This window comes from Accumulibacter sp. (assembly GCF_032229525.1).
Classification (GTDB): Bacteria; Pseudomonadota; Gammaproteobacteria; order Burkholderiales; family Rhodocyclaceae; genus Accumulibacter.
The window spans coordinates 1-4,617 of sequence record NZ_JAVTWB010000233.1; the positions used below are offsets into that span (position 1 = coordinate 1).

Below are 4,617 nucleotides of genomic sequence, written 5' to 3' on the forward strand. Positions count from 1 at the left end.
CGGGTTGTTCCAGCGCCATTTCCTGCTCTTTCATTGCCTTTACCTGCTCCGCGACAAATTGCGCGTGGGCGAAGCGGGTGACTTGACTATCGATTGCCTGGGTATCCAGATCATTCCTTACCGAGACGCGCCATCCGTTCATCCGGCGAGCTACGATCCGCTCGCGGCTTACTACCTCGACATGGACAATCTGAAATCTACCGACGAGTCGGACGTATTGCGAATGCTTGAAAACTTCTGGAAGCGCTTCGTCGGAAAAGATCAGCGTGATGAAGCATTGGCCGTGATAGAGCTAACACCGCCCACCAGCTATCCGGAAATCAAACGGCAATATCGTCGCCTCGCCATGCGCTGGCATCCCGACCGGGGCGGTGATTCCACTCGGTTTCAGCGTCTTGAGTGGGCAATGAGAGTGTTGCGTATTTTGTATCAGGAGCAACAGGGGGCAGGCCCCGCTTAACGATGCTCCGCAATCGGCGGATGATCCGGTGCTAGGGGGGATCAGAGTGAATAGTTGTCCAAGAGCCAAAAAACAGATCTCTCTGACCCCATTAGTGATTACTCCCTATTACTCCTCAACGACCCCTCGGGCTGTTGGCGGTCCCTGCCGGGCCATCGGCCGCAGCCGGACGCCAGCGGCCTACGGAGTCGCTGCAAAAGCCCGCCAGGCTTTCCAGCACTTCATGTACGGCACGATTGGCGGCCTCGACGCCACTACGCGGATCGTCGCTTGCGGCGGCAACGGATGTGTCGAATTCGCGCTGTGCCAGCACGTGCCGGGTGATGTTATCCACCAGGGAGGCGCGTAACGTAAAGCGTACCCGGCTTGGCACGCCATCAAACTCCTGTTGCAAGCGGACAATCTCGGTGTCGAGTCGCAGGTCGCCGGATGCGGCGCTCGGCGTCAGTACCACGGCACCAAATGTCCCGCTGTTTTCAATCGCCTCGACGATGAGAGGCGCGATCATGCGCGCCGGCGTATCCGCCCATTCGCTGTGTGCAAAATATTCAAGCTGGTGGGCCGCTCGCACGTAGACGATGCGTTGGTTGTCGAAACCTGCAGCAGCACGCGGTGGATTGACGATCAAGGTCGGTGCCCGTGAGAAGTCGGCGCCGTCCCGCCAGCGCCGACTTTTCGCAACTGATACTGTGGCGTCGCTGCGCGTGCTGTCAAGCGAAAAGAACGCTGGCGGTGGCGTTGTTTTCAGCGCCCCGCAACCACCGAGCAGCGACATCAAAACGATGGCGGCACCCAACTGGCAGGTTTGGGCGAAAGATGAATTAGTCATGGTTGCGTTGCTCCTTTTGATCACTCGCCAGGCCCTTCTGGCACCGGCTGGCGACCGAACAGCAGGCCGGCCGGATTGCGTTCCGTCTGCTCGGTCAGGCGCCGCAGCGAGGCCGACAGCACACTCAGTTCGCCGAGCAGGCGTTCCAGCTCCGGTAAGGTCTCCGCGGTAAAACGCTTGACGTCGACACCGATGGCGTTAACCGTCTTGCCGGCGCTGGCACTCGTCCTGGCGACTTCATTGCCCATTTTTTCGATGGCGTCGGCGCCACTGCCGATGCGTTTGACCACCGGCTCGAGTTGCGCCGTTATGCGCGAGGAGTTTTCGAGCGTGCGCGCAGCATTGACCATGCCCGCGTCGATGGCGTCCTTGCGCGCGGCAATCGTCCTGGCCACGGTGGCGATATCGGCGAGCGTACTCGTGAAGGCTGCCCGGTTCGCGTCACTGAGCAGCGCGTTGATATTGTTCGATGTGCTGTCCAGCTTGGCCAGTACGCTGGTGAGCACATTCTCCAGCCGGGCGGCGAGCGATGGCTTGGTGCGGATCACCGGATACTGGTTGCCCGCCGTGATCTGCAGCGGCAATGCGTCCTTGCCGCCGCCGCTGAGTTCGACATAGGCGATGCCCGTCAGTCCCTGCGTTTTCAGCACGGCAACGGTGTCCTCCTTGATCGGCGTCCCGCGCTCGATGGCGAAGAGCAGGATCACCCGTTCCGGGTTGGCGGGATCGAGCTCAATTTGCCGTACCTTGCCGACGTCGACACCGTTGTATTTGACCGGGGCATTCAGATTGAGGCCGGCGACCGACTCGTCTTCGATGGCAAGATACAGGTCGAACTTCTTTTGAAATGCGCCGCCCGAGGCGAGCCAGAGCACGCCAGCGACCAAGACAGCACCGAGGACAAGGACGAACGCGCCGATGACCGCGTAGTTCACTTTGGTTTCCATGCTGGACTCCTGAGATTTTCACTTTGCGGCGATGCGGACTGCTGCTGTTCCTGCGCCGCCCGGCCGCGCGGGCCGTGGAAGAACTTGCGGATGGCGGGCTCGTCCATCAACGCCAGTTCGGCCATCGAGCCGATGCCCGCCACCTTGCCATCGGCGAGGAAGGCAACGCGATCGGCCAGTTGCCACAATAGATCGAGGTCGTGTGTGACCATGACGATGGTCAGCCCGCCCTGATCGCGCAGCTTGCGCACGAGCTGGTCGACTTCGCCGGCGCTTTCCGGGTCGAGGCCGGCGGTCGGTTCGTCGAGAAACAGCAGTTCCGGGTCGAGTACCAGGGCGCGGGCCAGCGACGCACGCTTCATCATGCCGCCGCTGAGCTCGGACGGATATTGCTCGCCGACCTCTGGATCAAGGCCGGTCAGGGCGAGTTTTTGCGCGGCCAGCGCATCGACTGCCGCGTCATCAAGGTGGCGGTGCTCGCGTAACGGCAGCCCGACATTTTCCATGACGGTCAACGAGCCAAACAAGCCGCCATGCTGAAACATCACGCCCCAGCGCAGGCGCAAGGCAAGGGCCGCCGGGTCGTCGATGTCCCGGAGGTCGACACCGAGAACGCGTATCGAGCCGGCATCAGGGCGGTGCAGCAAGATCATTTCGCGCAGCAGCGTCGACTTGCCGGAACCGCTGCCGCCAATCACGGCGAAAATCTCGCCCTGGCGTACTTCGAGGTCGAGACCGGCGTGCACGACATGCTCACCGAAGCGCGTTGACAGTTTGCTGATCTCGATGACCGCCGAGTTCGCTGTTGCGGTGCCTGGCATGTCAGAGATCCAGCACGCTGAAGATGACCGAGAACAGTCCGTCGGCAACGATCACCAGGAAGATTGCCTGCACCACACTGCGCGTCGTCTGGCGCCCCACACTGTCGGCGCCGCCCCGGGTGCGAAAGCCCTGGAAGCACCCCACCACCGCGATGATGACCGCGAATACCGGCGTCTTGAAAATGCCTATGAGATAGGCCGTGACGCTGACCACTTTGGTAAAACGATCAAAGAATTCGGCAAAACCGACATCCAGTTGCGCACGCGCCATGATCATCCCGCCAAACACGCCGCAGACGTCCGCGAACACTGTCAACAGCGGTAGCGCGACCAGCAACGCGATGATTTTCGGTAACACCAACATTTCCAGCGGTGCGATGCCGAGAGTACGCATGGCGTCGATTTCCTCGGTTACGGCCATGCTGCCGATCTGTGCGGCATAGGCAGAACCGGAGCGGCCGGCGACGATAATGGCGGTGATCAAGGGGGCGAATTCGCGCAGCATGGACAGGCCAACGAGATCGGCCACAAAGATATTGGCCCCGTATTGCCTGAGCTGGTCGGCGCCTTGGAAGGCAACCACGATCCCGAGCAAAAACGACAGTAGCCCAACAATCGGCAGTGCGTCGAACCCGGCGCTTCGGATGTTGTACAGGATGGGGCGCCACCTGAAGCGCGCAGGGTGCGCTATGCATCCCGCAAAGGCCAACGCGCTTTCCCCAACAAAGCCGAGCAGCGCGATGGCCTGTTCGTAAGCGGCCGCGGCACTCTGGCCCAGGCGTGCAAAATTCGACGCGCGTTTCATGATGCACTGGACAGTAGACCGCTTGATTCATCCAGTCTGTACGTCAGCGTACAAAACCTTGGCAAGGAAAGCACGACAATCAAGGCCTCGCCGCAGTCAACATGCCGCTGGTCGGTCAGTCTGGCCCAGCGCAGGAAGCACATTGACACAGTGATGGAGAAACTCAATGGATCAAACCGCAAGCTTGCTCGCTGAATACGGACGCTATCTCGGCATCCCCTTGCCTTCGTGGCGATTGTCGCGTGGGTCTACCGTCCCTCCGCCAAAAATGAATGAGATCCCGCACCGCAACCAATATCGTGCACAAGCTGCTTAACTTAGTGCCATTCTGGTCTGTCCCCGAATGCCGCTGCGAAACGACAAACCCCGCCGCAGCGGGGTCTGTCACGGAGAAGGGGTGCTCTCAGCCGTTGCGTCTGCGGGAAAATCCGAGCCCCGCCAACCCCAGTCCCAGCAGCGCCAAGGTGGCCGGCTCGGGGACAGGTTGCAGCGGTACGGCGCTGTTGTCGCCGTTGCCGCTATAGCCCTGGCTGCCGTAGTCGGTGCCGGCGATTGTGTCGGCGCTGCAATCGTTGGAGATGGTGTTGGTATCCATCGTTACCGCCTTTGTCAGCGAGATGGCCCTGCCGCACAGAATCGTCGCACTGGTATTGAGGGTGATCGCTTCCTTGGCGATGATATTCCCTATTAAAGCCGTGCTTGTACCCAGAGTCGCAGCGCTACCGACATCCCAATACACGCCGTAATTTGAAGCT

The 4,617-nt window shown here is 60.8% G+C and carries 6 protein-coding genes; 1 reads left to right on the top strand and 5 read right to left on the bottom strand.

What is annotated here, in order from left to right; all coding sequences use genetic code 11:
- On the top strand, positions 1 to 460 hold a 460-nt coding region (locus RUW20_RS18590; RefSeq protein WP_313953709.1), incomplete at its 5' end, for a DNA-J related domain-containing protein.
- 115 nt (positions 461 to 575) lie between these two features.
- On the opposite strand, the gene RUW20_RS18595 is transcribed toward RUW20_RS18590, so the two are convergent.
- The 5 genes from RUW20_RS18595 to RUW20_RS18615 form a co-directional block, all read right to left on the bottom strand.
- Positions 576 to 1,088, bottom strand: coding sequence for an ABC-type transport auxiliary lipoprotein family protein (locus tag RUW20_RS18595; protein WP_313953710.1), 513 nt, complete (start codon positions 1,086 to 1,088; stop codon positions 576 to 578).
- 221 nt (positions 1,089 to 1,309) lie between these two features.
- Complete coding sequence (locus RUW20_RS18600; protein ID WP_313953711.1) at positions 1,310 to 2,236, bottom strand: MlaD family protein; 927 nt, start codon at positions 2,234 to 2,236, stop codon at positions 1,310 to 1,312.
- Positions 2,221 to 3,057: an ATP-binding cassette domain-containing protein gene (locus RUW20_RS18605; RefSeq protein WP_313953712.1), complete on the bottom strand. Its 837-nt coding sequence runs from the start codon at positions 3,055 to 3,057 to the stop codon at positions 2,221 to 2,223. Before RUW20_RS18605 ends, RUW20_RS18600 begins: the two co-directional genes overlap by 16 nt.
- A 1-nt stretch (position 3,058) precedes the next feature.
- Positions 3,059 to 3,862, bottom strand: a complete 804-nt coding sequence (locus RUW20_RS18610; RefSeq protein WP_313953713.1) for an ABC transporter permease — start codon at positions 3,860 to 3,862, stop codon at positions 3,059 to 3,061.
- A gap of 403 nt (positions 3,863 to 4,265) precedes the next feature.
- A partial coding sequence (locus RUW20_RS18615) for an ice-binding family protein (RefSeq protein ID WP_313953714.1) occupies positions 4,266 to 4,617 on the bottom strand: 352 nt, incomplete at its 5' end.

Bases quoted from the DNA above. Each gene is read 5' to 3' on its own strand.
- RUW20_RS18600 (WP_313953711.1), bottom strand. From the start codon at position 2,236: ATGGAAACCAAAGTGAACTACGCGGTCATCGGCGCGTTCGTCCTTGTC.
- RUW20_RS18605 (WP_313953712.1), bottom strand. From the start codon at position 3,057: ATGCCAGGCACCGCAACAGCGAACTCGGCGGTCATCGAGATCAGCAAA.
- RUW20_RS18610 (WP_313953713.1), bottom strand. From the start codon at position 3,862: ATGAAACGCGCGTCGAATTTTGCACGCCTGGGCCAGAGTGCCGCGGCC.